This is a genomic window from Streptomyces sp. R818 (assembly GCF_056172735.1).
Genome location: NZ_JAOCNE010000014.1, coordinates 994,872 through 1,018,439 on the forward strand (window position 1 = coordinate 994,872; position 23,568 = coordinate 1,018,439).

Consider the following 23,568-nt stretch of genomic DNA (forward strand, 5'->3'; position numbering starts at 1 on the left):
CCCACCATGCGTACGCACCGCATAGCCGGCGCCGTCGTCGCAGCCGCCCTCCTCACCGGGACGGCCCTCGCCCCGTCCGCGCTCGCCGCGCCGCCCGCGGCCACCGCGGCGGCGACCACGGTGCGGTCCGCCGTACCGTTCACCGCCGCCACGGCGACCCGCGCGGCCGACGGGAGCTACACCCTCTCCTGGGCGTCGCCCGCCGCTTCGGTGACCGTCACAGCCGTCACCTCGCCCGACGCCACCACCGGCACGGTCCTCGGCACGGCGCCGGGCACCGGCTCGCTGACGGTCCCCGCGGGCACGCTGCCCGAGGCGGGGCGCTGGTACTTCCGCCTCGCCCCCGACAGCGGCGGCCAGTTGGTCGTCGCGGAGCGGTCGCTCGGGCTGTCGTCGGCCCGCAACTTCCGTGACATCGGCGGCTACCGCACCACGGACGGCCGCTGGGTCCGCCCCGGCCTGGTCTACCGCTCCAACAAGCTGAGCGCTCTCACCGACGCCGAGCAGCAGCGGCTGGTCTCCCAGCGCCTCACACGCGCCGTGGACCTGCGCAACGCGATGGAGCGCCACGACGAGCCGGACCGGTTGCCGGCCGGTGTCGCCTACCAGGTCGCCGACGTCGTCTCGCTGAGCCACGGCATCCGCTTCCACGACCCGGCCCTGATGACTTTGGCGCAGGCCCTCGCCGCCGGCCTCTTCTCCGGCTCCTCCGACCTGGGTCAGTCCATCGGCTACCCGTTCATGGTCAACTTCGTCGGCGCCGACTACGCGTTCCGCGACCTGGTCACGGCCGTCGCCACGAACACGTCGGGCGCCACCGTCTTCCACTGCAGCGCGGGCAAGGACCGCACCGGCTGGGGCACGGCCGTCCTGCTGACCCTGCTCGGCGTGCCGAGAGCGACGGTCGAGGCGGACTTCCTGGCCAGCAACCAGTACACCGGCAACCCGAAGGCCGTCGAACTGAGCTGGCTCCGCGCGGCGTTCGCCGAGGTCGACCACATCTACGGCGACTTCGACACGTACGTACGGGAAGGACTGCGGCTGGACGCGACGACTGTCGCGGCACTGCGTGCCAAGCTGCTCACCGACTGACGCGACGAACTCGCTCAGTCGGCGGGCCTGCGGGCGGAGGACGCGAGGCGGTCGGCGAACGCGGCGACGAGGTCGCGCAGTTCGTCGGGGCGTTCGATGACGAAGGGCCGGTCGAGTGCGGCGAGCAGCGGAGGCAGCCAGTCGAGGCGCTCGGCCCGCAGTGTGACGCGCAACCAGCGCTCGGCCGTCCGGTCTCGGCCCCCGTCGGGCTCTTCCTCCTCCTCCAAAGTCGCGACGGTGGCGGGGAGGACGGCGCGGATCTGCTCGGCCGTCCCGTCGACACGCAAGCTCACCTCGTACCGGTACGCGGCCGTGGCGAACGCCGCCACCAGGCACTGGGCCGGATCGGGGCCCGCGGGGGCGTCGAACGTGCCGGGAAGGGGCCGCGCGTCCTCGACGCGGTCGAGCCGGAAGGTGCGGTCCTGGCCGATGCCGGGATCCGCGCCCGTGACGTACCAGCGGCCGGAATGGGCGACGATCCCGTACGCGTGCAGGGTGCGTTCGCTGCGTCGTCCGTCGCGGTCGGTGTAGCGGATCGAGAGCGGTCGGCGGTGGCGCACCGCGTCGGCGACGGCGAGCAGGACGCCGGTCTCCGGCGCGCCGGCCTCCCTGGCCTCTCCGGCCTCTCCGGCCTCTCCAAGCTGTTTGGTGAAGGCGAGGGAGTCGAGGAGGGCGTCGAGGCGGTGGGCGATGTGCCTGGGCAGCACCCGCCGGATCTTCGCCGACGCTGTCTCGTTCGCGGTGCGCTGCTCGGTCGTCAGCCCCGTCCGGCGCCCGGCGACCAGGCCGAGCAGTACGGCCAGCGCCTCCTCGTCGCTGAGCATGAGGGGAGGCAGCCGGTACCCGGGGGCGAGCCGGTACCCGCCGTAGCGGCCGCGCACCGATTCCACGGGTACGTCGAGGTCGATGAGCTGGTCCACGTACCGCCGCACGGTGCGCCCCTCGACGCCGAGCCGGTCGGCCAGCTCGGCCATGGTGCGGGTGCCGCCCGACTGGAGCAGTTCCAGGAGCGTGAGCACGCGGGCGGTGGGTCGGGACACGGACACAACCTAACGCGGATACGGAACTGATACTGGACCGGATCTGTCCACTATCTCTCCTAGCCTGCGGAGCACACCTCGGAGAACACCTCTGAGCGCAGCCAAGGAGATCCCATGGAGTTCGTCTCGATCCGCATCATCACCGGCGATGTGGCCCGCCTCGTCGCGTTCTACGAGCGGGCCACGGGGGCGCGGGCGGTGTGGGCCACGGACGCGTTCGCCGAGCTCAGGACGGCTGCGGGCGCCACCCTCGCCATCGCCGGTACCGCCACGGTCCCGCTGTTCGCCCCGGGCTCCGCCCGCCCGGCCGACAACCACAGCGTGATCACCGAGTTCCTCGTCGACGACGTGGACCGCGTGCACCAGGACCTGTCGGGCTACGTCAGCGACTTCGTCGCCGGGCCGACCACGATGCCGTGGGGCAACCGCTCGCTGCTGCTCCGCGACCCCGACGGCAACCTGGTCAACTTCTTCACCCCGGTCACGGAGGCGGCCGTCGCGAAGTTCGCTGCGCGCTGACGCCGCGACTACGCGTTCGGCGCGTTCTCCCGGCCGCGCTCCCTGACGGACCGCTCGATGGCGTACGCGGCCTCGGTGAACGCCTCGACCTGCTCAGGCGTCAGGTCGCGGACCGAGATCTCCTCAAGGCTGCGCCACATGTCCTCGATGGGCTCCCGCAGCGCGCGGCCCTTCTCGGTGAGGTGGACGATCATCACCCGCCGGTCGTACGCGGCCGGTTCGCGCGCGAGCAGCCCGGCCTCCTGCATGCGGCGCAGGGACTTGGAGACCGTGGAGTGGTCCAGGCCCACGCTGTCCAGGAGTTCGGACTGGGTCTGGCCGTCGCGGTCGAAGAGCTGCATGAGGAGCAGCTCCTGGCCCGGGTGCAGGTTCATGTCCCGGAGCATGGCGGAGGCGTGGGCGCGGTGGGCGCGGGCCAGCTGGAAGATGGCGTAGCTGAGGCGGCCGTCGCGCGCCGTGCCGGGGAGCCTGGACGCCGGGTCTGTCATGGTGTTCCTTCTGCGCTGCTCTGGGCGGGGTAGTCGGTGTAGCCGCGCGCGCCGCCCCCGTAGAAGGTGGCCGGATCGGGGGTGTTCAGCGGCGCTCCCGAGCGTATCCGGTCCACGAGGTCGGGGTTGGCCAGGGCCATCGCGCCGACAGTGACGACATCGGCGAGGCCGTCCTCGACGTCCTTGGCCCGCGCGTCGAGCTCGGCACCGGCGCGGTTGAGGACCAGCGTCCCCGGCCACAGCGACCGCAGGGTGCGCAGCAGGTCCTCGTCGCCGGTGTGCATCAGGTGCAGGTAGGCCAGGTCCAGGGGGACGAGGGCGCGTACGAGCGCCGGGTACAGCTCGTGGGTGTCGTCCTCGCGGATGTCGTTGTACGGGTTGCCGGGGGAGAGGCGGATGCCGGTGCGGTCGGCGCCGATCTCGTCGGCGATCGCGGAGGCCACGTCGACGGCGAAGCGGATGCGGTGGGCGAGGGAGCCGCCGTAGCGGTCGGTGCGTTCGTTGGTGTTGCTTGCCAGGAACTGGTGGACGAGGTAGCCGTTGGCGCCGTGGATCTCCACGCCGTCGGCGCCCGCCTCGACGGCGTACGCGGCGGCGCGGCGGAAGTCGTCGATGGTCGCGGCGACTTCACCGGTGGACAGTGCGCGGGGCTCGGGCATCTCCCGCGGTCCGGCCGCGGTGAACATGAGCCCCGCGGGTCTGACCGCGGAGGGCGCCACCGGCTGCCGTCCGTGCGGGGTGTTGTCCGGGTGGGCGATCCGCCCGGTGTGCATCAGCTGGACGACGATCCGGCCGCCGGCGGCGTGTACGGCGTCGGTGGTCTTGCGCCAGCCGGACACCTGCTCGGGGGAGTGGATGCCAGGTGTGAGCAGGTATCCCTGTCCGTCGGGGGAGGGCTGGGTGCCCTCGGTGACGATGAGCGCCGTCGAGGCGCGCTGGGCGTAGTACTCGGCGTTGAGTTCGGTCGGAACTCCGTCGGGGGTGGACCGGCTGCGGGTCATCGGGGCCATGGCCAGCCGGTGCGGCAGCCGGAGACTCCCGGCGCGGGCGGGCTCCCACAGGGCGTCCAGGGCGGGGTCGACGTTCTCAGGCATGGGTTCTCCTCAGGAGAAGGGGGATGGGGGCGTGAGGGAGTCAGTCGACGGTGAGGACGAGCTTTCCGCGGCTGTGTCCGGCGTCGCTGGCCTGCTGGGCCTTGGCGGCGTCGGCGAGCGGGTGGGTCGCGCCGACGGTGGTGACCAGGGTGCCGTCGGCGGCCTGTTGGGCGAGTTCGGTGAGGCGGGCGGCCGAGCGGCGCTGGGGTCCCTCGGAGAAGACGACGCCGAGTTCGCGGGCGCGGAAGTCGGCGGTGGTGACGATCCGGTCGGTGGTGCCGCGCAGGGCGATGGAGTCCTCCAGGGCGCCCTTGCCTGCGGCGTCGAGGACGGCGTCGATGCCGCTGGGGGCGAGGGCGCGGACCCGCTCGACGAGGTCGTCGCCGTAGACGAGGGCGGTGGCGCCGAGGGAGGTGACGTACTCCTGGTTGGCGGGTCCGGCGGTGCCGATGACGCGGGCGCCGCGGGCGACGGCGAGCTGGACGGCGATGGTGCCGAGCGCGCCGGAGGCGCCGTGGATGAGCAGGGTCTCGCCCGCCTTGACGGCGAGGAGGTCCAGGGCGCGGTCGGCGCCATCACTAGCCACCGGCAGGGCGGCGGCGTGCGTCCAGTCGAGGCCGGCGGGCTTGAGGGCGAGGACGCTCGCGTCGGCGAGGGCGTACTGGGCGTAGGAGCCCGTGTCGGACCAGCCGAGGACGGCGTCGCCGACCTTGAGGTGGTCCACGCCCGCACCGACGGCGTCTACGACACCGGCGATCTCGCCGCCGGGGATCGCGGGCAGCGTGGTGGGGAAGATGGCCTCCATGGCGCCGGAGCGGATCTTGCCGTCCACCGGGTTGACGCCGACCGCGCGGATGCGGACCCGGACCTGGCCGGGGCCGGGCTGCGGAATCTCCAGGTCCGTCTCGTGCAGGACCTCGGTGCCGCCGAACATGTCGAAAACGATGGCCTTCATGGCTGCTGTCTCCTTGTGAGCCGGGCGTCCGACCCGGGTATGTGGCCGGACACATAAAACGTAGCAGCCATTGCGTGGCTAGCCAAGTATTTTCTTGTGGCTAGCCAAGTTTTGATGCGGGCGGCGTCCAGCGCTGGGTGCGCGGCACGGTGGCGCTGACACCGAAGTCCTTCTTCAACTGCTCCGGAATGGCGTAGTGCATCACCCGGCCGCGCGTCAGGGAGGACAGTTCGAAGACGGTGGTGAGGTGGCCGATGCGGTCAAGCGCCCAGGCGCCGAACGGGGAGCGGTCCTCGATGGTCTCCAGGACACCGAGCAGCGTCGGGACGGCCTGGGCCACCCGGTCCCAGGCGGTGCGCGGCACCTGGAGCCAGTCGGCACACGTGTCTCCGACCAGATAGCGGATCAGGGCCGAGACGATCGGGTCGAAGAAGGTGCCGGGGACGACCTCCTCGTAGAGGTCGATCAACTGCCGTGTGAGGTGGGCGCCTTCGTCGGACGGGCCCATGTGGCGCAGCATGTACAGGTCGAGGAAGGCGCGCGCCTCCTCCAGCGTCTTCGGGACCGCGTCCTGGTCCACACCGAGCATCGCGCCGACCACGCGCCAGGCGTAGTAGTACGCCTCGGCGCCCTCCGTGGACATGTGGATGTTCAGCCGGTGCAGGCTGTCGAGGACGAGCAGCGAGAAGAACATCTGGCCGCCGATCATGTCCTCCTGGTTGATCGGCGTCCCGAGCGTCCGGGTGTCCCACCGGTCCTCGCGCTTGAGGTGGTGGCGGATCGACGCGTGCAGCAGGCGCACCTTCTGCGCGGCGGGGATGAAGCGGCTGCCCGCCTCGAACGCGTCGGGCTGCATCAGGTAGACCGTGAACTGTCCGGTCTCCGCCATCCGGCGCGAGGGGTAGTCGAGGCCGTGGGTCGTGGAGAGCAGCGCGGCGACGTGCGGGACGACATAGCAGGCGGGCATGGAGGCGAAGGACAGCGCGGTGGAGATGTGCACGTTGTTGTCGATGAAGAACAGCCGCGCCTTCTCCATCTCCGTCCAGTCCACCCAGGACGGCGGGGCGCTGGTCGCGTGCAGGTACTCGCGCGCCACGTCGGGCAGGCCGTCCGGCAGCGGCGCGCCGGCCGTGGAGACGTAGCGCATCAGCGTGTTGAACGTGCCCACCTCCCCCCGCTCGAAGAGGGTCGCCACGACGGCGTCGGCGAGTTCGTCGCCGTCCAGGCGCAGGGCGTTCATGGAGGATTCGGTGTACGTCATGTCGGACCTTCCTTCAAGGTCGGCAAGGGGTGCGGCCGGTGGCCGCAAAACGCGGAGGCCGGGTGGTTCAGTGGTCGCGGTCCGTGGCCGTGTACGCGAGGTCGGTCAGGGCGCGGCGGGCCTGAGCGGTGGCGCCGCATCCGTCGAGGCGGCGGACGGCCTCGTGCACACGTGTGGCGATCAGGTCCTCGACCCGTTCCGGGGCCTTGAGGTCGCGCATCAGCTCACGGACCGTGCGCAGGTCCGCCTCGGTCAGGTCGTGACGGCCCAGCAGCCGCGTGAGGTGTGCGCGCTGAGCGGGATCGGCGACCTCCCACGCTTTGGCCAGCAAGGTGGTGGGCCGGTGACCCCGGATGTCGTCGAGGCCGGCCTTGCCGGTGCTGCCGGAGTCGCCGAAGAGGCCGAGCAGGTCGTCACGCAACTGGAACGCCTCTCCCAGCGGCAGCCCGTACGCGGAGAGTCCGTCGCGCAGGCCGGGGGAGGCGCCGGCGAGCAGGGCGCCGATGAGGAGCGGCTGCTCGACGGTGTACTTCGCCGTCTTGTAGCGGACGACCTTCAGGGACGTGTCGGCGTCCGGTGGGGCGCCGGTGCTGAGGATCTCCAGGCATTCACCCGCGATGAGCTCCCGCGCCAGTTCGGACCACATGGGGCGCGCCCTGGCCAGATACGCGGCGGGCAGACCGCTGGTGGCGAACAACTGCCCCGCCAGGGCCATGAGATGGTCGCCGACCAGCATGGCGAGGGAGCGGGCCGCGTCATGCGCGCGCGGATGGCCGGTGACGGCGGTGCGCAGCGCTATGTGCGCGGTGGGCCGGTTGTGGCGCAGCGGGCTGTCGTCGATGAGGTCGTCGTGGACGATCGCCGCCGCGTGGACCAGGTCCATCGAGGCGGACGCTCGCAGCAGGGCGTCGTTGTCGGGCTGCCCGGCCGCGCGCCAGCCCCAGTAGCAGAAGGCTGCCCGTAGTCGTTTGCCGTGGGCGGCCGCCCCGCGCAGTTGGGCGGCCACCGGCTCCAACGACGCGTCGACGGCGAGCAGTCGCTCGGCCTCCTCGGACAGAAAGTCGGCGAGGAGAGTGTCGACGCGGCCCTTGAAGCCGCTCCGGTCCCAGCGCTCAGACATCGCCACCGGTCGCCGCGCGCCGGGCGATGGCCTGCTGAGCGAGCACTTCCAGGTGTGCGGGCGGGAGGGTGGCGAACCGGTCCAGGGCGATACGGCCCCGGGCCATCAGGTCGTCCTTGGCGTCCCGCGCGAGGTCGGGCGCGTCGGAGCGGCGCAGCAGTTGCTGGACGGTGCCGGCGGCCGAACCGATGGCGCTCACCGCCAGGTCCGCCAGCCCCGCCGCGAGTAAGACCGCCCGCTCGTCGGCGCGTCGGCCACGGTTGTCGTCGGTTGTCATGCGAGCCCCCTCCGACATCCCCGGTACGGCCGTACCAGGGATGTCCTTGATCCGTTCGGCTCCCAGGACACGCGACCGGCGGCCGGTGCGCGGGGCTGTCCGCCGTAAACCACCCCTTCGGTTGACCGGGGGCGAACGCTTCTCTTCGGCCTGCCGCGGCCCCGCGACGGCACCGACCCGCGAGCGGGCACGTCCCCGGGGTCGCCGAGGCGCTGCTCGCCTCGGACCTCTCCGAGGAGGCGACCGGCGGTGTCCTGCACCTGTCCGCCGCGCGGGGGCGCCGGTAGCATGCCTCCCGATACACATGTCATGTCCCCTTCATGACGGTTCGGCCCTGGTGCCCCACGAGGAGTCCGCATGGCAACACGTATCGACCGTCGTACCCTGCTGGCCGCCGGCGCGGGCGCCGCCGGTCTGTCCCTGCCCGGCGTCGCCGCGTACGCCGACGACCGTGAGGGCGCCCGCACCGTACGTTTCACCCTGAACGCCCAGGTGCTCGACGGCGGCGAACAGGTCACCTCGATCACCCTCAGGACCGGCCGGCTCGGGCCGGTCGACCCGGCCGGGCTGACCACCCGTACCTTCGCCGTGCACGCCAGGGCCACCAGCCCGTTCCCCGTCCCGGCCGGTGAGACCCTTCAGGGCGCGTACGACCTCGACCGCACGGTGACCGCTGTCCGGCTCGACCGCCACGGCGACATCGTGCTCGAACTCGACTACGCCGAGGGCCAGGCCGGGGGCGGCACGCTCGGCTACCTCGCGCGCGAGGGCCGCAACGTCCTGCTCGACCTCACCTACACCCTCACCCAGCGCGCCCCGATCCCGTTGCGCGACCACCGGACGGCCGTCATCAAGGAGTTCGTGCAGGACCCCCGGCTGTCGGACCCGGAGGTCGACGCGTTCAGCTCCCACGTCTCCGGCTCGGGCATGAAGTATTGGCTGTACTCACCCACCCGCTCCCGCGCCCCCCGAGGGGACCGAAGGGACAGGCGTCCGCTGGTCGTCTGGCTGCACGGCGGAGGCGAGGGCGCCTCGCTGTCGAACGACTACTACGACAACGAGACGACCCTGCGGGCCAACCGCGGGGCACTGGGCTTCGCCACCCCTGAGGCCCAGCACATCTTCGACGGCGCCTACGTCCTCGCCCCGCAGAGCACCTCCTACTGGATGGAGGACGGCCCCCGCTTCGCCCCCCTCATCCACGAGATCATCGACGAGGTCGTGCGCGGCAACCGCGTCGACCGCGACCGGATCTACGTCGCGGGCTGCAGCAACGGCGGTTACATGACGATGAAGATGACCACCGTCTACCCTGCCCTCTTCGCGGCCGCCGTGCCGATCTGCGGCATCGTCACGGCGTTCCCGCCCGGAGGCGCACCGCTGCTCCCCGACAGCGAACTGGCGCGGATCACCACCCCCACCTGGCTCGTCACCTCGGCCGACGACCCCGTCGTCGACGCGCAGGCCAACACCGTGCACGCGCACGACGTCATCCCCGGCTCGCTGCTGACGCTCTACGACCACGTCATACGCGACGGCCACCAGTACCTCGGCCACTTCTCGTGGATCTACGTCGCACGGAACGACCCCAGCATCGGCGGAACGCACATCTGGCAGTGGATGGCCGCCCGGCACCGGCGCTGAGACCCGGCCGCCGATGTCAGTGCCGGGGTGCATACTCGGGCTGCGGTACCGACCCGGGTACCGCGTCCAGAGGGGAGCGACATGGCCGAGGTACTGGTCTTCCACCACGGGTGCGGGCTGACCGCGGGCATCCGTGGGTTCGGCGAGCGATTGCGGCGGGCCGGGCACACCGTCCACCTCCCGGACCTGTTCGAGGGGCGGGTCTTCGACAGCCTCGGTGACGGCGTGGCCCACGCCGAGAGCGTCGGGTTCGCCGCGATCACCGATCGCGGAACCGCCGCCGCCGAGGAGCTGCCCGAGGGCCTCGTTCATGTGGGGTTCTCGCTGGGTGTCCTGCCGGCGCAGAAGCTGGCCCAGACCCGTCCCGGGGCGAAGGGCGCGGTGCTGATCGAGGCGTGCGTCCCCGTCGCGGAGTTCGGCACGGGCTGGCCCGAGGGCGTACCCGTCCAGGTCCACGGCATGGACGCGGACGCGTTCTTCGCCGGGGAGGGGGATGTCGACGCGGCTCGCGCGCTCGTCGGGACGGCGGCGGACGCCGAACTGTTCCTGTATCCCGGTGACAGCCACCTGTTCACCGACAGCAGCCTTCCCTCGTACGACGAGCGCGCCGCGACGCAGGTCACCCAGCGGGTGCTCGACTTTCTCGACCGCGTCGAGTAGCCCCGCGTACCGGCTGCCTGCTCAGCCCAGCGTCAGGTCCACCCGGATCGGGCCCGCCGTCGCGGCCGGGCCGGCCGGGTGCACGGAGACGGTGGCCTCGGCCGTGCCGGACGCACCTATGAGCGGGTCCGCCCGGCACGTGAGGGTGTACGCCCCCGGGGACGGGGCGCCGAGGGAGAAGCGTCCTTCGGCGTCCGTCAGGGCAGCGATGTCCGGCAGCGGCCGGGGCCCCTCGGTGAACAGGACCCGCGCGCCGGCCACCGGTGCGCCCGAGGCGTCCCGGACGACACCGGTGATCTCCACCGCGGAGTTGCTGCCGCTCATAGGGGTCGGCTCACGCCTTCCATGCCACGTAGTTGTTGAAGACCGGGGTGGTGAACCGCGTGCCGGAGTTCACCCGGGAGCCGCCGTAGGCGTGGATGGCGAAGCCGTAGCGGTTGTTGTTGCTGTCGATGCGGTAGACGGAGCTGCCGCTCTGCCCACCGGCCGTGTCGATGTCGTAGTACACCTTGCGCGCGGCGACCGAGTCGACCCCGCGTGCCGCGTACCAGAGTGTGCCCGAGGGCTTGTCGCCCGGGTAGCCTGCGATGTTGCCGGTCGTCTTCAGCAGGTCGGAGTCCGAGTACACGCCGAAGCCGAACCAGCCCACGGTGTCGCCGATGTTGTTCGGCGTGATGATGGCCCCGTAGTCGAAGTTCTCGTCGCCGTCGTTCGTCCAGCCGAGCACGGAGCGGAAGCTGGTGCAGGTGATACTGCCGTACGGCAGTGAGGCGCCGCTGCGTCCCGGCATGACCTGGATGCTCTTGACCCAGCCGTCCCTGTCCGCCACACCGCTGCCCTTGATGTAGACGCAGTGGCCCGCGGTGGCGAGCGTGTGCGGACCGAGCAGCCAGCCGGTGCCCTGGTAGAGCGTGTTGTCGCGGGCCGTGATCAGCAGATAGCAGTGCACCCGCCACGGATACACGCTGGTGCCGGCGATCTGGACGCGGTCGTCGGGTCCGTGCACGGTCTCCGCGGCCGGGGGCGGCGGACCGAACGACGCCTCGCCGATGTCGGGCAGCATGGCGGTCGGCGCCGACCACGCCTCCGGCGCGAAGTGCTCCGGGCGGCGGTAGCCCTCGATGAACTCCAGGCCCTCGTCCGTCGCGTGCTGGGGGGTGCCCGCCGTTCCCTGGGAGGCGGGCTGGAGCACCGCTTCCTGCTCGGCGGCGATGGAGGTGGCGCCGTCCTCGGGCTCGTTGCTCACTGCGCTGTGCGGGTCCTGCGGCATGCGTGATCACCTTGCTTCTCTGGTCTCTGAGAGCTGCGATGTGCTGCCTTGCTGGACGCCGCGGCCGCAACGTTCTGAGGTGATGCCCCCTTCTGGTAACCCCTTCTACTGCCGTCGGACACATGCCGCAATGAACCTTTTGCGCCGACTCGCCGGGGGCGCGGGCCACCCGTCGGACTGCTTCGTCCGGCGTCGGGCCGCGGGCTCCACGGGCCCAGCCGACGCGCCAGGTGACAGCCGTCCGAGCCGCCTCACCGTGCACGCACGGGCCGGGTCCCAACAGCCCCTCGGCGGCCGTCGTGCCCCGTCCTCCGCACGACGGACGTGGCTCAAGCCGGCGCCGGCCGGTCCCGACCCGGACGGGCAGCCGGCCGGACCTCACATCGGAACGCGCTGTCTCGTCAGAGAGGCATGAACACGAAATTGCGTTACGGCTGTCTCGGCGTGCTGGTCGTCACCGCCCTGTACACGGGTGCGTGGGCCTACTTCGCGCCCGAGGCGTGGCATGCGGACTTCCCCGGGTTCGGAATGAGCTGGCTTCCGCAGCTGGGCCCGTACAACGAACACCTCGCCAAGGACACCGGAGCGATGTTCCTGGCGCTGGCCGCGCTGACGCTCATCACTCTGCGGGACGTGCGCAACAATCGGCTGGTCCAGATCGCGGGCGCGGTGTGGCTGGTGTTCAACGTGCTCCACTTCAGCTATCACGTACAACATCTCGGCATGTACGGGACGCGCGACCAGGTCCTCAACGCCGTGACCCTGTCCGCGCTCGTGCTCCTGTCCGCTCTGCTCCTGGTGCCGCTCGGCCCCGCCGAACCCTCCGGAAGGGAATGACGAGCACATGCCCACGCCGCCCGGCTCCGACCCCACCCTCGGCTCCCTCCTGGCCGAGCGGCGGCGCCTGCTCAATCTCGGCTACCGGATGCTCGGCTCCGTCCAGGAGGCCGAGGACATCGTCCAGGAGACGTACGCGCGCTGGTACGCCCTCCCCGACGAGGACCGGGAGGCGATCGCGGCCCCCGAGGCGTGGCTGACCCGGGTCGCCTCGCGCGTCTGCCTCGATCACCTCGCTTCCGCGCGGGTGCGCAGGGAGCGCTACACGGGTGAGTGGCTGCCCGAACCCGTCCGGAACAGCGCCACGTGGAGCAGCACCGGCGCCGCGGACGCGGGCGACCCGGCCGACCGGATCACCCTCGACGAATCCGTCAGCATGGGCATGCTCGTCGTCCTGGAGACGGCCACGCCCGCGGAACGCGTCGCGTTCGTCCTGCACGACGTCTTCGGGGTGCCGTTCACGGAGATCGCCGAGACGGTGGGGCGCACCCCCGCGGCCTGCCGCCAGCTCGCCTCCTCCGCCCGCAGACGCCTCGCCCGCGAACGCGCCGGCAGCGGTACGGCGCAGGAGCACCGACGGGTCGTGACCGCCTTCCGTGAGGCGTGCGAGACGGGTGACCTCGGCGCGCTCGTCGATCTGCTCGACCCCGGTGTCGCGTCCCGCAGCGACGGCGGCGGCAAGGTGCGGGCGGCGCTGCGTCCCGTACTCGGACAGGACAAGGTGGCCCGCCTGGTCCTCGGACTTTTGCGCCAGGAACCGGAGGTCGAGCTCGTCGAGGACGATGTCAACGGCGCCCCGGGCCTGGCCGTCCGCATCGCCGGCGTGACCGTCGCCGTCCTGTCCATGGGCATCCGCGAAGGTCTGATCACCGACCTGTGGCTGGTGGTCAACCCGGACAAGCTGCGTGCGTGGACCGGCTAGCGGTTCGGACACACCGTACAACTCTGCCCTTCTTCCGTACTCGCGCGCGACCAACGAGGGAATCCCGTGGTTGCACCGCACTCGCGCACTCGCGCATCCGAAGGAAGAAGGGAAGACGATGTCGCACATTGTCAAGATCAGCGCGCAGGTCACCACGGGAGACGACCCCAACGCCGGGACCTACGGCAGGGTCTACCTCGGTATCGCCGGACGTGAGTTCGTCCTCGCCCGCCCCGACATCGACGACACGCAACCGCGCTCGGACGACACCTACATCCTGGGCGACGGGGCCAACGTCGAAGACGCGGAGTACAACGACCCGCACAAGCCGCAACTGCACACGGAGAACCTCGCCGCCCATCCGACGTACATCCGCCTCGAACCGGAGGGCCAGTACCCCGGCTGGCAGGTGGAGCGCGTCACGGTCGTGGTCAATCCGGACGGGCCCGACCGCGTCACCTTCGACAACATGGATCTGCTCGGCAGCCCGAAGATCTGGCTCGGCCAGCCGTACGGGAAGACGCTGTATCTGAGGCGGCAGAGCAGCGAAAGCTGACCTCGCCTCGCACGCGCGGCCGTCCCCCGCCCGCGCCCAGCGCCCTCATGGCATGGACCTGGCGGCGCTTCGGCCTATGTGGGCCCGTCCACGGATGGCGCCGAGGCGTAGCGACGTTCTGCAAGTCAGGTCCGCGCCGCCCGGCCCTGCTGGCAGGTCAGGTATGTCCCGGGCGAACAGCTGCGCGGCCGCGAGGAGCGGGATCGGATCCTCGTCCGCGATACCGGGCACCGCCCGCACCCGCCGCTCCAGGCGCCGGAGCGTCTCGCGATCCGCGTCACTCGGCCCACGCTCGGGGTCGCGGGCCCATGCCGCGTTCAGGACGCGCCGCGCCTCACGCAGCTCCGGCAGCCGGCGTCCCGCGTTCTTGCGGTGCGCACTCGTGCTGACCGGCCACGGCTCGTCCGCGGGCCACCAGAGGGGGCAGCCCCCCGAACTCTCCGCCGGGTCGGGAGTCTTCCAGAAGTGGGTCTCCGCGGTGCTTCAGGGGGAGGGGGGCGGGGCTGTGTCGGGTTCGGTGTGTGTTGTGCGGTGTTGGATTGCGGTCTCGGAATACCCCCTGGGGTATCCCTGTTAGGGTGGGAAACAGATACCCCCCGGGGTACATCGTCACACCGTTGGAAAGGAGTCGTACGTCGTGTTCTTCGTCGACACCCTGGAACTCGAAGGTCTGGGCAACCGCAGCTACCTGGCGGGCGGGACCGGTGCCGCGGTGGTCATCGATCCGCCGCGCGACATCGACCGGGTCATCGCCGCCGCGGCCCGCCGCGGAGTCTGCATCGCATACGTGGCCGAGACCCACGTGCACAACGACTACGTCACCGGCGGCCTGGAGCTGGCCCGTGTCACCGGCGCCGCGTACCTGGTTCCGGCCGGGGCGCACGTGTCGTTCGCCCATACCCCCGTCGCCGACGGCGACACGGTGACGGTCGACGAAGGGCTCGTGCTGCGCGCCGTCGCCACCCCCGGGCACACCCCGCACCACACCTCGTACGCCCTGACCGAGGAAGGACGCGGCGTGGCGGCGTTCACCGGCGGCTGGCTCCTCATCGGCACCGTCGGCCGTCCGGACCTCGTCGAACCGCGGCTGACCGAGCAGCTGGCCCGGGCCCAGCACGCCTCCGCGCACCGTCTCGCCGACGAGCTGGACGACGAGGTGCCGGTGCTGCCCACCCACGGGTTCGGCAGCTTCTGCTCCTCCTCGCAGGCCGACGGGGACGCGACGACCATCGGCAAGGAGCGCAGGACCAACGACGCGCTGACCCTCGACGTGGACACCTTCGTCGAGCGGCTGCTCGCCGGCCTCGACGACGTACCCGCCTACTACGCGCACATGGGTCCGGCCAACGCCGCGGGCCCCGCACCGGTCGACCTCACCCCGCCCGAGCGTGCGGACGCGGAGGAGATCGCCTCCCGGCTGGCCGCGGGGGAGTGGGTGGTGGACCTGCGCAGTCGGATGGCCTTCGCCGACGGACACGTGGCCGGGTCGTTCAACTTCGAGGGCGACGGCAAGCTCGCCACCTACCTGGCCTGGCTGAGCCCGTGGGGCAAGCCCGTCACCTTGCTGGCCGACACCCCGGAGCAGATCGCCGACGCGCAGCGGGAGCTGGCGCGGGTGGGCATCGACCGGCCGGCCGCCGCCTCCACCGGTGACCCGGTCACCTGGGTCCGCGCGGGCGAGGAGCCGGCCTCCTTCCCGCGTGCCCGCTTCGCCGACCTCGCCGCCGCGCGCGGGCGCGGCGAGCAGATGGTGGTGCTTGACGTGCGCCGGAACTCCGAGCGCGCGGGCGGCTTCATCGACGGCTCGGTCCACATACCCGTGCATGAGGTGCACGGCCGCATCGGCGAGGTGCCGGACGGGACCGTGTGGGTGCACTGCGCGGGCGGTATGCGCGCCGCGATCGCCGCCTCCCTGCTCGACGCCGCGGGGCGTGACGTGGTCGCCGTCGACGACGGCTTCGACGCGGCCGGTGAGGCGGGGCTGGCCCTCGCCCGGCCCGCACCGGGCACCGACTGACACACCCTCTCCCGCGTCCTCTGCACGAAAGCTCTTGAACATGTGTGCGCTTCTTCGCCGCGGCCCCGGCCGTCTCACCCCTGAGCAGGCCCAGCGGCAGGTCACCGACGGCGCCGCCGTCCTCCTTGACGTCCGCGAGACACCCGAGTGGGACGCCGGGCACGCGCCCGGCGCGCTGCACCTTCCACTCTCCCGGCTGAGGGCCGGGGCGCCGCTCCCCGCAGCCGCGCAGGACCGGCCGGTGGTCGCGATCTGCCGCTCCGGTCACCGCTCCCAGCAGGCAGCGAAGCTGCTGGCCGGACGCGGCGTCCAGACCACGGACGTGACCGGTGGCATGACCGCATGGGCAGGCGCGGGGCTGCCGGTCATCGGGCCGGGCGGCGGCGACGGTGTCATAGCGTGAGTGCGCTGATCCTCGCCCTGGCAGCGGGGGCCGTGGTCGGACTCGCGCTCGGCGCGCTGGGCGGGGGCGGCAGCGTCCTGGCGGTGCCCGCGCTGATCTACCTGCTCGGGTTCACCCCGGCCGCCGCCACCACCGCGAGCCTGATCATCGTGACCGCCACCTCACTCACCGCCTTGTACGCCCACGCCCGTACCGGCAATGTCCGCTGGAAGGCGGGAGCCCTGTTCGCCGCGGCCGGGCTCGTGCCCGCCGCCTTGGCGGGAGCCGCCGCGTCCCGCGTGCCGCAGCCTGTGCTGACCGCCGCGTTCTCGGTCGTCGCCGCGCTCGCCGCCGTCAGGATGCTCCGCCCCGGCCGCGCCGACTCCGGTCCTGCGGTCGGAGGGGCGGGGCCGGTGAAGGCGGTCGGCACGGGTGCCGGGCTGGGCGCGCTGACCGGGCTGCTCGGCGTCGGTGGGGGGTTCCTCGCCGTCCCCGCGCTGGTCACCGTGCTGGCGTTCGAGATGCGGGCCGCGGTCGGTACCAGCCTCCTGGCTATCTCGGCGAACTCGCTCGCCTCCCTGGCAACCCGCGGCGCCACCACCGCGGGTGTCGACTGGGCGGTGATCGGGCCCTTCACCGGGGCGGCGATCCTCGGCGCGTGGGACGGCCGACGCCTGGCCGCCAAGGTCACCGGCGGGCTGTTGCAGCGGACCTTCGCGGTCGTGCTGCTTGCGGTGTCGGCGTTCATGCTGGTCGACGCCATTGTCTGACGTGGCGGGCGAGTGGGCCCCGGCGCGGATCGGGGGTCGCGCCAAGGCCGACTCCCCAGCGTCAGGCCAAGGACAGGAACAGCTTCTCCAACCGGGCGCGCATCTGCTCCCGGTCACCGGAAGCGGCCATGTCCGCGTCGGTCAGGCAGTGCTGCAGACCCGTCGCGATGATCGCGAAACCCGCCTTGTCCAGAGCGCGGGACGCCGCCGCGAGTTGCGTGACGACGTCCTCGCAGTCCCGCCCCTCCTCGATCATCTTGATCACACCGGCGATCTGGCCCTGCGCCCGGCGCAACCGGTTGACCACCGTCTTCAGTTCCTCAGCCGCCATCGCCAGTTCCACGACCCACACACTCCTTCGCTATACCCCAGCGGGTATCTTACCGAAGGGGGCAACTCTGATTGAGCAAGGAAAAATCCCTGTGACACCCAGCACCGCCACCAGCACGCTCACCGCCGAGCAGGCCCACGCCCGCCTGCACGAACTGACCGTCGTCGACGTGCGCACTCCTGGCGAGTACGCCTCCGGCCACCTCCCCGGCGCCCACAACATCCCCTTGACCACCTCGACACCGCCCTCCCGGCGCTGCGGACCGCCGCGGACCGAGGCGACCTCCTCGTCGTGTGCGCCTCCGGGGCCCGCTCCGCGACCGCCTGCCGGCGCCTGGCCGAGCAGGGCATCGCCGCGGCCACCCTTACCGGCGGAACCACGGCCTGGACGCAACTGGGCCACGCCACCGATCGCCCCGCCGACACCTCGGCCCCCTGGGCCATGGACCGACAGGTCCGCCTCGCCGCCGGCTCCCTCGTCCTGACCGGCCTCATCGCCGGCCGACGCCGGGCCGCGGCCCGCTGGCTCTCCGCAGGCGTCGCGGGCGGCCTGGTCCTCTCGGCCCTCACCAATACCTGCGCGATGGCCAACGCCCTGGCCAAGCTCCCCCACAACCGCCCCAAGCCCACCGACCTGGACGCCACCCTCGCCGCCCTGAACGGCTGACAGCGAAGTGCCGCCCGGTCACCGCCGCCGTGGCCGGGCGCACCGCTCTCGCGACGAATGGGATTTTCGCATTTATGCGAGTGGGTCCATTCCGCTGAAGTCGTTCCGGAATGAAGGATCGATTCCGCTATTGCCCGCTGATGCGCGTGATTTGAGTCAAGTGTCAGCTGAGGCGCAGGTGGCCACGTATTGATCCAGCCATCTTGTGTTTCGCTGGAGCATGATTCACTCATTCCGGAGAATATGTCTGTGGCTTTGTGTGCCTGATGTTCCAGGAGATCAAAAAGCCGCAGGCGCATGATGCCGTGCGGCCCATGGCATGTCTCCTGCCGTTGATCGGGAATGGAGGGGGAATGCCGACGCTTCCGACTTATCCGGGCGTGTACGTCGAAGAGCTTCCCAGCAGTGTCCGTACCATCACCGCCGTCACGACCTCGGTGTGCGCCTTCGTCGGCAGGACCCGGCGCGGCCCGCTGAACAGCGCCGTCACGATCACGAGCTTCGCCGACTACGAGCGCCGCTTCGGCGGGCTCGACCCCGACAGCGCTGTCGGCCACGCTGTGCAGCAGTTCTTCCTCAACGGGGGCTCCGTCGCCGTCGTCGTACGGGTCGACTCGGGCAGCGGGAAGGCGGCCGCGGCGACGCTGTCCTCGGCCGAGATCACTCCCGCGGGCGACGTACTGGAGATCACCGCGAAGGAGCCCGGCGCCTGGGCCTCGGGGTTGCGTGTCGCCGTCGACCACGACACCCCCGCGCCCGGAAACACGTACAACCTACAAGTGTTCGACGCCACCGGAAGTGTCCGCGAGACATTCAACGGAATCGGTACAGGTCAGGGCCGGCCCGACTCCGCGGATTCCAAGGTCAATTCCGGCTCCGCGGTGATCCGGGTGAAAGTGCTGAACGGTGACGGGCGGCCCGATCCGGTGGGCACGGTCTCCAAGAAGTTCGACAGCGTGCCGACCGCCGAAGTCCTTTCGAAAGCCGTCGATGTGAAGATCGGCGAAAAGGCGCACACATTCAAGATCTACGACGCGGAAAAGGACGGGGCGACTCCGCCGCCCACCATGACCGCGCTGGCGCTGCTCCTGGAACGCAAGCTGAGGTCCCTGCCCGACCTGCCGGGCAAGCGGGTCTTCGCCGGTGCCCGGGCCACCTCCTTCGACCAGCGGCTGCAAGTCGTCGCGGGCTCCGAGGACCCGGCCGACACCGTCCGCTTCACCGGGGAGAACGCCAACGACCTCGGGCTCGAAGGGTCGGTGAACCCGCCCGTCTTCCTGCTCGGCGGCGGCGTCGACGGCGGCGCTCCCGGCCCCTCCGACCTCATCGGCAGCGAGGCGGGCAAGACCGGCATCCACGCACTGCGCGCGGTCCAGGACGTCAACCTCCTCTCCCTGCCCGAACTCGCCGCGCACGACAACCTCGACGACACGCTCGCCGTGATCTCGGCCGCCGAGGCGCTGTGCCGCGAGAAGCGCATGTTCCTGCTCGTCGACGCCCCCGCCTCCTGGACGGACATCGACTCCGCCCGCGCGGGCCGCGCCGCCTTCGACGTCGTCCGCAGCGACCACGCGGCCTTGTACTTCCCGCAGTTGGAGGCGGTCGACCCGCTCACCGGACGGCTGCGCGGCTTCCCGCCCTCCGGCGCGATCGCCGGAATCATGGCGCGCACCGACAGCGAGCGCGGCGTGTGGAAGGCACCGGCCGGCACCGAGGCGCTCCTGAACGGGGTGCGTGCCCTCACCGTCCCGATGACCGACCGGGAGAACGGCCTGCTCAACCCTGTCGCCGTCAACTGCCTGCGGACGTTCCCCGTGGTGGGGCCGGTCGTCTGGGGTGCCCGCACCCTGGACGGCGCCGACGCGCTGGGTTCGCAGTGGAAGTACGTCCCCGTGCGCCGGCTCGCGCTGATGCTGGAGGAGAGCCTGTACCGGGGCACCCAGTGGGTGGTCTTCGAGCCCAACGACGAGCGGCTGTGGGCGCAGATCCGGCTGAACGTCGGCGCGTTCCTGCACACGCTGTTCCGGCAGGGCGCCTTCCAGGGCACCTCCGCCCGGGAGGCGTACTTCGTCAAGGCGGACAAGGACACCACCACCCAGGACGACATCAACCGGGGCGTGGTCAACATCGTGGTCGGCTTCGCGCCGCTCAAGCCCGCGGAGTTCGTGATCGTGAAGATCGAGCAGATGGCCGGACAGATCCAGACCTAGACCGAGCCCGGCACAGACGGAGACCGAGCCCGGCACCCTCCAGTGGTTCCCCGGCGCACAGGCACGAGAGGCATAGGAGCTCCATGGCCGAGTTCACGGTCAACGCGCAGCGGTTCGACCCGTACAAGAACTTCAAGTTCCTCGTCCTGTGGGACGGGCGCGTCGTCGCGGGCGTCAGCAAGATCAGCCCGCTCAAGCGCACCACCGAGGTCGTCAAGCACCGGCACGGCGGCGACCCCAGCTCGCCGCGCAAGTCGCCCGGCCGCACCGAGTTCGAGGCGGTCACGCTGGAGCGCGGGGTCACCCACGACCCCGAGTTCGACCGCTGGGCCAACAAGGTGTGGCAGGTCGGCGCGGGGATCGGCGCCGAGGTGTCCCTGCGCGACTTCCGCAAGGACATCGTCGTGCAGGTCCTGAACGAGGCGGGCCAGGTCGCCGTGGCGCACAAGCTGTACCGGGCCTGGCCGAGCGAGTACCAGGTCCTCGGCGAACTGGACGCGAACGCCAACGCGGTCGCCATCCAGAGCCTGAAGCTGGAGTGCGAGGGCTGGGAACGGGACTACGAGGTGCCGGAACCGGAAGAGCCCGTCTTCACCCAGCCGGCGTGAGGAACACGGGGCAGCCGGCATGGAGCGCACGGGACCAGCGGCCCTTCTCGCCGCGTGGGAGGAGGGCCTCACGGCCGGGCACGGCGGCCGGGCCCTGCTGCTGCACGGCGTCGCACGGCCCGGCTCGGGCACCGAGGAACTGCTCTCGGCGCCGGTGGGGCAGCGCGACGCCGACCTGTTCGCCCTGCGCAGGTCCCTCTTCGGCGACCGCCTCGCGGTACGTGTCGAGTGCGGGGAGTGCGCGGAGGAGATGGAGTTCGACTTCGACCCCGCCACCCTCACCGGACCGGCCCCACACCCATGGGAGTCGGCGGGTCGGGAAGGACAGCTGCGCATAGAGCAGGACGGCTGGGCCGTCACCTTCCGGCTGCCCACCGCAGGTGACCTCGCCGCGGTGGAGGCCGCGAACCCGCACCACCCCGACCACGCCCGCTCCCTCCTGATCGCCCGGTGCGTCCTCACCGCCGAACGGGACGGAGCGCCGGTCACGGCCGACGACCTGCCCGCACTGCTGCCCGAACAAGTCCGGCACCGCGTGGCCGAGGCTGCCGCACAGGCCGACCCCGGCGCCGACGTGCTGCTCAACGTCGCCTGCCCCGAATGCGGCCGCACCACTAGGGCCCAGCTGGACATCGCCTCCTACCTGTGGACCGAACTGGACGCCTGGGCCCGCGACACCCTCCTCGACGTCCATCTGCTCGCCACCGCGTACGGCTGGAGCGAGCCGGAGATCCTGGCGCTTAGCCCGCTGCGGCGCCGCTACTACCTGGAGCTGTGCGCTGATGGCTGACTACTTCGACCGGCTCCTCGCACGCGGCGGCCCGCCGCCCCGCGCCACCGGTGACGGCGCGCCGGACGTGGTGCGGGTGCGCCCCCGCCTGCCCGGACCCTTCGAACGCATCGAGTCATTGGGGTCCCGAGCGCCCCTTCCCTCCGACGACGACACCGCTTTGGAGCCGCGTCCACGGGTCCCGGCCGCCCCCGACTCGCCGGAGCGACACCGGCCGCAGGACCCGACGCCCGTACGGTCTTCGGCTCGTCCGGCGACCGGGACGCCGGTCCGCGCGGTACCGCCGGACACCCGTGCCGCCCCGCCGGCCGCCCAGGCGCCTCTGCTCGTGCCGCCGCCCTTGCCGCCCGTGGCATCCGCACGCCCCGCCCGGCCGGAACCCGCCCGCCTGCGCGGACCGGCCGTGAGCCGTCGAACGAACCCGGGGCGGGAGCCGTCCCGCGAGCGCGGTGAGGGCGGCGCCGTGGATCCGCGCCCGATGGTGGCGCAGGCCCGGCCCGCCACCCCGCAAGCCCGCCCCACCCCCCTCACCGTCGCGGGCGGCGGACGTGCCGCGCGACGCTCCGCGCAGGAAAGCCGGCCCCCGGAGCGGACCGTGCACGTCACCATCGGCCGCCTGGAGGTCAGAGCCGCCGGGCGGGCTCCGCGCGACTCCGGGCGCGACCGCGCGACCGGACGCGGACCGACCTCGCGGCCCACGCCCGTCATGAGCCTCGACACCTACCTGTCCCGGTCGGACGGGCCGTCGAACGGCCGCGCAGGGGAGGGACGTTGAGCAACTTCCTGGCCGTGGCGACGGTGACCAGGGCGCTGTGCCTGCTCGTCGGCGAGTCGCTGACCCCCGACATCGAGTTCGCCGTCCAGATCGAACCCCGCAAACCCCTGACCGAGCCGCCCGCCGCCCCCACCATCACCGTCTTCCTCTACCAGGTCACCCCCGACCCGGCGCTGCGCAACCTCGACGCACCCACCCGCGGCCCGGACGGCACCCTGCTCACGAAGCCCGCCGCCGCGCTCGACCTGCACTACCTCATCAGCTTCTACGGGGAGGAGCAGGAGCTCGTCGCCCAGCGCCTGCTCGGCTGCGTCGTACGCCAGCTGCACGAGACCCCGGTCCTGCCCAGGGAGCTGATCCAACAGGCCGCCGCGCTGCCGCACTTGGCCGGCACCGACCTGGCGGCCTCACCGCAGCGGGTCCGGTTCACACCGACGCAGATGGACGTCGACGACATGTCCAAACTGTGGTCGACGATGTTCCAGACGCCCTACGCGCTCTCCGTCGTCTACCAGGCCGCGGCCGTCTTCGTCGAGAGCAGCCGGGACCCCGCCGCCGGAAAGCCGGTCCTGCGCCGCACGGTGCGCGCCGTCCCCTCCCGCGGGCCCCTCATCGACCAGGTGCTGTCCCGCCCGGCGGGCTCGGACGAACAGACCCCGCCCGCGGAAGGGCCCGTGCCCGGCGGCCACGAACTGGTCGTCACCGGCACCGGATTGCGCGCCGACCGGGTGACCGCCCGCTTCGGCCGCCACGACACACCCGTCCCCGCCGACCGGGTCCGCGCGGACCGGGTGGTCCTGACCGTCCCCGCGGACCTGGAGCCCGGCGTCCACCCCCTCCAGCTCCTGCACGGCCTCGACCTCGGCGATCCGGCGACCCCGCACCACGGCATCGAGTCCAACGTACGGACGTTCGCCCGCAGACCGGGCCTCACCGCACCCGTCGACGTGACGGAACGCACCGACGACGACGGAGTGGTCGCCGCCCGGCTCGCGCTCGCCCTCGACATGCCGGTCCGCGACGACCAGCGGGTCCTGATCCTCCTCGACGAGATGACGCCACCGGCGGACCGCACCGGGCACAGCTACCAGTTCCGGGCGCCGTTCCCGCCGGACGACCGGCCCGACCCCCGCACCGTCCACGTACGGATCAAGGGGGTACGCCCGGCCGCCTACCTGGTCCGCGTGCAGGTCGACGGCGTGCCGAGCGCGTTGGAGCAGTCCCCGCAAGGAACGTTCACGGGTCCCGTGGTGGACCTCACGGCGGCGGACTGACGGGGCGGGG

At 71.8% G+C, this 23,568-nt stretch carries 25 protein-coding genes and 1 pseudogene; 16 read left to right on the forward strand and 10 right to left on the reverse strand.

Annotation, left to right across the window (positions count from 1 at the left end; all coding sequences use genetic code 11):
* Window positions 1-6: 6 nt before the first annotated feature.
* Window positions 7-1,092 (forward strand): tyrosine-protein phosphatase, encoded by a 1,086-nt coding sequence (locus N5I75_RS36395; RefSeq protein ID WP_476684445.1) that lies wholly within the window; start codon window positions 7-9, stop codon window positions 1,090-1,092.
* 14 nt (window positions 1,093-1,106) lie between these two features.
* Here the strand turns inward: N5I75_RS36395 and N5I75_RS36400 are convergent, their stop codons facing one another.
* Entirely contained in the window at window positions 1,107-2,132 is a 1,026-nt protein-coding gene (locus N5I75_RS36400; RefSeq protein WP_476684446.1) for a helix-turn-helix transcriptional regulator, read from the reverse strand.
* A 114-nt stretch (window positions 2,133-2,246) separates the two neighbouring features.
* Between N5I75_RS36400 and N5I75_RS36405 the strand changes: the two genes are divergently transcribed.
* Window positions 2,247-2,651 (forward strand): VOC family protein, encoded by a 405-nt coding sequence (locus N5I75_RS36405; protein ID WP_476684447.1) that lies wholly within the window; start codon window positions 2,247-2,249, stop codon window positions 2,649-2,651.
* Between the two features lie 8 nt (window positions 2,652-2,659).
* On the opposite strand, the gene N5I75_RS36410 is transcribed toward N5I75_RS36405, so the two are convergent.
* The 6 genes from N5I75_RS36410 to N5I75_RS36435 all read right to left on the reverse strand — a co-directional run bounded on the left by N5I75_RS36410 (window position 2,660) and on the right by N5I75_RS36435 (window position 7,846).
* On the reverse strand, window positions 2,660-3,139 hold the full coding sequence (locus N5I75_RS36410; RefSeq protein WP_476684448.1) for a MarR family winged helix-turn-helix transcriptional regulator: 480 nt from the start codon (window positions 3,137-3,139) through the stop codon (window positions 2,660-2,662).
* Window positions 3,136-4,233, reverse strand: coding sequence for an alkene reductase (locus tag N5I75_RS36415; protein WP_476684449.1), 1,098 nt, complete (start codon window positions 4,231-4,233; stop codon window positions 3,136-3,138). The genes N5I75_RS36410 and N5I75_RS36415 overlap by 4 nt, the downstream gene beginning before the upstream one ends.
* Before the next feature lie 40 nt (window positions 4,234-4,273).
* The gene (locus tag N5I75_RS36420) at window positions 4,274-5,188 is read right to left on the reverse strand and encodes an NADP-dependent oxidoreductase (protein ID WP_476684450.1); all 915 of its coding nucleotides are present in this window, start codon (window positions 5,186-5,188) and stop codon (window positions 4,274-4,276) included.
* 100 nt (window positions 5,189-5,288) lie between these two features.
* A complete protein-coding gene (locus N5I75_RS36425; protein WP_476684451.1) occupies window positions 5,289-6,449 on the reverse strand; it encodes an oxygenase MpaB family protein in 1,161 nt (386 codons plus the stop codon).
* Window positions 6,450-6,516: 67 nt separating this feature from the next.
* Entirely contained in the window at window positions 6,517-7,569 is a 1,053-nt protein-coding gene (locus N5I75_RS36430; RefSeq protein ID WP_476684452.1) for a polyprenyl synthetase family protein, read from the reverse strand.
* Window positions 7,562-7,846: a polyprenyl synthetase gene (locus N5I75_RS36435; RefSeq protein ID WP_476684453.1), complete on the reverse strand. Its 285-nt coding sequence runs from the start codon at window positions 7,844-7,846 to the stop codon at window positions 7,562-7,564. The genes N5I75_RS36430 and N5I75_RS36435 overlap by 8 nt, the downstream gene beginning before the upstream one ends.
* Before the next feature lie 357 nt (window positions 7,847-8,203).
* On the opposite strand from N5I75_RS36435, the gene N5I75_RS36440 reads away from it, so the two are divergent.
* Together N5I75_RS36440 and N5I75_RS36445 are read left to right on the forward strand one after the other, a co-directional pair.
* Window positions 8,204-9,490: a prolyl oligopeptidase family serine peptidase gene (locus tag N5I75_RS36440; RefSeq protein WP_476684454.1), complete on the forward strand. Its 1,287-nt coding sequence runs from the start codon at window positions 8,204-8,206 to the stop codon at window positions 9,488-9,490.
* Window positions 9,491-9,517: 27 nt separating this feature from the next.
* Window positions 9,518-10,150, forward strand: coding sequence for a dienelactone hydrolase family protein (locus tag N5I75_RS36445; RefSeq protein ID WP_476684455.1), 633 nt, complete (start codon window positions 9,518-9,520; stop codon window positions 10,148-10,150).
* A 21-nt stretch (window positions 10,151-10,171) separates the two neighbouring features.
* Here the strand turns inward: N5I75_RS36445 and N5I75_RS36450 are convergent, their stop codons facing one another.
* Together N5I75_RS36450 and N5I75_RS36455 are read right to left on the reverse strand one after the other, a co-directional pair.
* Window positions 10,172-10,474 carry a carboxypeptidase-like regulatory domain-containing protein gene (locus N5I75_RS36450; protein WP_476684456.1) on the reverse strand — a complete coding sequence of 101 codons (303 nt, stop codon included), beginning with the start codon at window positions 10,472-10,474 and terminating at the stop codon, window positions 10,172-10,174.
* 10 nt (window positions 10,475-10,484) lie between these two features.
* A complete protein-coding gene (locus N5I75_RS36455) occupies window positions 10,485-11,420 on the reverse strand; it encodes a trypsin-like serine peptidase (RefSeq protein ID WP_476684457.1) in 936 nt (311 codons plus the stop codon).
* A gap of 411 nt (window positions 11,421-11,831) precedes the next feature.
* Between N5I75_RS36455 and N5I75_RS36460 the strand changes: the two genes are divergently transcribed.
* The 6 genes from N5I75_RS36460 to N5I75_RS36485 all read left to right on the forward strand — a co-directional run bounded on the left by N5I75_RS36460 (window position 11,832) and on the right by N5I75_RS36485 (window position 16,904).
* On the forward strand, window positions 11,832-12,257 hold the full coding sequence (locus N5I75_RS36460; RefSeq protein ID WP_476684458.1) for a hypothetical protein: 426 nt from the start codon (window positions 11,832-11,834) through the stop codon (window positions 12,255-12,257).
* A gap of 7 nt (window positions 12,258-12,264) precedes the next feature.
* Complete coding sequence (sigJ, locus tag N5I75_RS36465) at window positions 12,265-13,179, forward strand: RNA polymerase sigma factor SigJ (RefSeq protein WP_476684459.1); 915 nt, start codon at window positions 12,265-12,267, stop codon at window positions 13,177-13,179.
* A 118-nt stretch (window positions 13,180-13,297) separates the two neighbouring features.
* On the forward strand, window positions 13,298-13,735 hold the full coding sequence (locus tag N5I75_RS36470; protein WP_476684460.1) for a hypothetical protein: 438 nt from the start codon (window positions 13,298-13,300) through the stop codon (window positions 13,733-13,735).
* Between the two features lie 637 nt (window positions 13,736-14,372).
* On the forward strand, window positions 14,373-15,752 hold the full coding sequence (locus N5I75_RS36475; RefSeq protein ID WP_476684461.1) for an MBL fold metallo-hydrolase: 1,380 nt from the start codon (window positions 14,373-14,375) through the stop codon (window positions 15,750-15,752).
* 40 nt (window positions 15,753-15,792) lie between these two features.
* Complete coding sequence (locus N5I75_RS36480) at window positions 15,793-16,155, forward strand: rhodanese-like domain-containing protein (RefSeq protein WP_476684462.1); 363 nt, start codon at window positions 15,793-15,795, stop codon at window positions 16,153-16,155.
* The gene (locus N5I75_RS36485) at window positions 16,152-16,904 is read left to right on the forward strand and encodes a sulfite exporter TauE/SafE family protein (RefSeq protein ID WP_476684463.1); all 753 of its coding nucleotides are present in this window, start codon (window positions 16,152-16,154) and stop codon (window positions 16,902-16,904) included. Before N5I75_RS36480 ends, N5I75_RS36485 begins: the two co-directional genes overlap by 4 nt.
* 61 nt (window positions 16,905-16,965) lie before the next feature.
* Here N5I75_RS36485 and N5I75_RS36490 read toward each other — a convergent pair whose 3' ends face one another.
* Window positions 16,966-17,247, reverse strand: coding sequence for a metal-sensitive transcriptional regulator (locus N5I75_RS36490; RefSeq protein WP_018845516.1), 282 nt, complete (start codon window positions 17,245-17,247; stop codon window positions 16,966-16,968).
* A gap of 73 nt (window positions 17,248-17,320) precedes the next feature.
* On the opposite strand from N5I75_RS36490, the pseudogene N5I75_RS36495 reads away from it, so the two are divergent.
* From N5I75_RS36495 to N5I75_RS36520, 6 genes and pseudogenes are all read left to right on the forward strand, one after another.
* Window positions 17,321-17,901, forward strand: a pseudogene (locus tag N5I75_RS36495) (rhodanese-like domain-containing protein).
* 353 nt (window positions 17,902-18,254) lie between these two features.
* A complete protein-coding gene (locus N5I75_RS36500; protein WP_476684464.1) occupies window positions 18,255-20,111 on the forward strand; it encodes a phage tail sheath C-terminal domain-containing protein in 1,857 nt (618 codons plus the stop codon).
* An 83-nt stretch (window positions 20,112-20,194) separates the two neighbouring features.
* Entirely contained in the window at window positions 20,195-20,719 is a 525-nt protein-coding gene (locus N5I75_RS36505; protein WP_476684465.1) for a phage tail protein, read from the forward strand.
* A gap of 19 nt (window positions 20,720-20,738) precedes the next feature.
* Window positions 20,739-21,509, forward strand: a complete 771-nt coding sequence (locus tag N5I75_RS36510; RefSeq protein ID WP_476684466.1) for a T4 family baseplate hub assembly chaperone — start codon at window positions 20,739-20,741, stop codon at window positions 21,507-21,509.
* A 403-nt stretch (window positions 21,510-21,912) separates the two neighbouring features.
* Window positions 21,913-22,284: a hypothetical protein gene (locus N5I75_RS36515; RefSeq protein ID WP_476684467.1), complete on the forward strand. Its 372-nt coding sequence runs from the start codon at window positions 21,913-21,915 to the stop codon at window positions 22,282-22,284.
* On the forward strand, window positions 22,281-23,558 hold the full coding sequence (locus tag N5I75_RS36520; protein WP_476684469.1) for a Pvc16 family protein: 1,278 nt from the start codon (window positions 22,281-22,283) through the stop codon (window positions 23,556-23,558). Before N5I75_RS36515 ends, N5I75_RS36520 begins: the two co-directional genes overlap by 4 nt.
* Window positions 23,559-23,568 lie beyond the last annotated feature (10 nt).

Excerpts from the sequence above, each read along its gene's own strand:
- N5I75_RS36425 (WP_476684451.1), bottom strand. The coding sequence starts at position 6,449 with ATGACGTACACCGAATCCTCCATGAACGCCCTGCGCCTGGACGGCGAC.
- N5I75_RS36415 (WP_476684449.1), bottom strand. The coding sequence starts at position 4,233 with ATGCCTGAGAACGTCGACCCCGCCCTGGACGCCCTGTGGGAGCCCGCC.
- N5I75_RS36405 (WP_476684447.1), top strand. The coding sequence starts at position 2,247 with ATGGAGTTCGTCTCGATCCGCATCATCACCGGCGATGTGGCCCGCCTC.
- N5I75_RS36460 (WP_476684458.1), top strand. The coding sequence starts at position 11,832 with ATGAACACGAAATTGCGTTACGGCTGTCTCGGCGTGCTGGTCGTCACC.
- sigJ (WP_476684459.1), top strand. The coding sequence starts at position 12,265 with ATGCCCACGCCGCCCGGCTCCGACCCCACCCTCGGCTCCCTCCTGGCC.
- N5I75_RS36470 (WP_476684460.1), top strand. The coding sequence starts at position 13,298 with ATGTCGCACATTGTCAAGATCAGCGCGCAGGTCACCACGGGAGACGAC.
- N5I75_RS36450 (WP_476684456.1), bottom strand. The coding sequence starts at position 10,474 with ATGAGCGGCAGCAACTCCGCGGTGGAGATCACCGGTGTCGTCCGGGAC.
- N5I75_RS36480 (WP_476684462.1), top strand. The coding sequence starts at position 15,793 with ATGTGTGCGCTTCTTCGCCGCGGCCCCGGCCGTCTCACCCCTGAGCAG.
- N5I75_RS36440 (WP_476684454.1), top strand. The coding sequence starts at position 8,204 with ATGGCAACACGTATCGACCGTCGTACCCTGCTGGCCGCCGGCGCGGGC.
- N5I75_RS36505 (WP_476684465.1), top strand. The coding sequence starts at position 20,195 with ATGGCCGAGTTCACGGTCAACGCGCAGCGGTTCGACCCGTACAAGAAC.
- N5I75_RS36435 (WP_476684453.1), bottom strand. The coding sequence starts at position 7,846 with ATGACAACCGACGACAACCGTGGCCGACGCGCCGACGAGCGGGCGGTC.
- N5I75_RS36430 (WP_476684452.1), bottom strand. The coding sequence starts at position 7,569 with ATGTCTGAGCGCTGGGACCGGAGCGGCTTCAAGGGCCGCGTCGACACT.
- N5I75_RS36500 (WP_476684464.1), top strand. The coding sequence starts at position 18,255 with ATGCCGACGCTTCCGACTTATCCGGGCGTGTACGTCGAAGAGCTTCCC.
- N5I75_RS36410 (WP_476684448.1), bottom strand. The coding sequence starts at position 3,139 with ATGACAGACCCGGCGTCCAGGCTCCCCGGCACGGCGCGCGACGGCCGC.
- N5I75_RS36510 (WP_476684466.1), top strand. The coding sequence starts at position 20,739 with ATGGAGCGCACGGGACCAGCGGCCCTTCTCGCCGCGTGGGAGGAGGGC.
- N5I75_RS36395 (WP_476684445.1), top strand. The coding sequence starts at position 7 with ATGCGTACGCACCGCATAGCCGGCGCCGTCGTCGCAGCCGCCCTCCTC.
- N5I75_RS36455 (WP_476684457.1), bottom strand. The coding sequence starts at position 11,420 with ATGCCGCAGGACCCGCACAGCGCAGTGAGCAACGAGCCCGAGGACGGC.
- N5I75_RS36420 (WP_476684450.1), bottom strand. The coding sequence starts at position 5,188 with ATGAAGGCCATCGTTTTCGACATGTTCGGCGGCACCGAGGTCCTGCAC.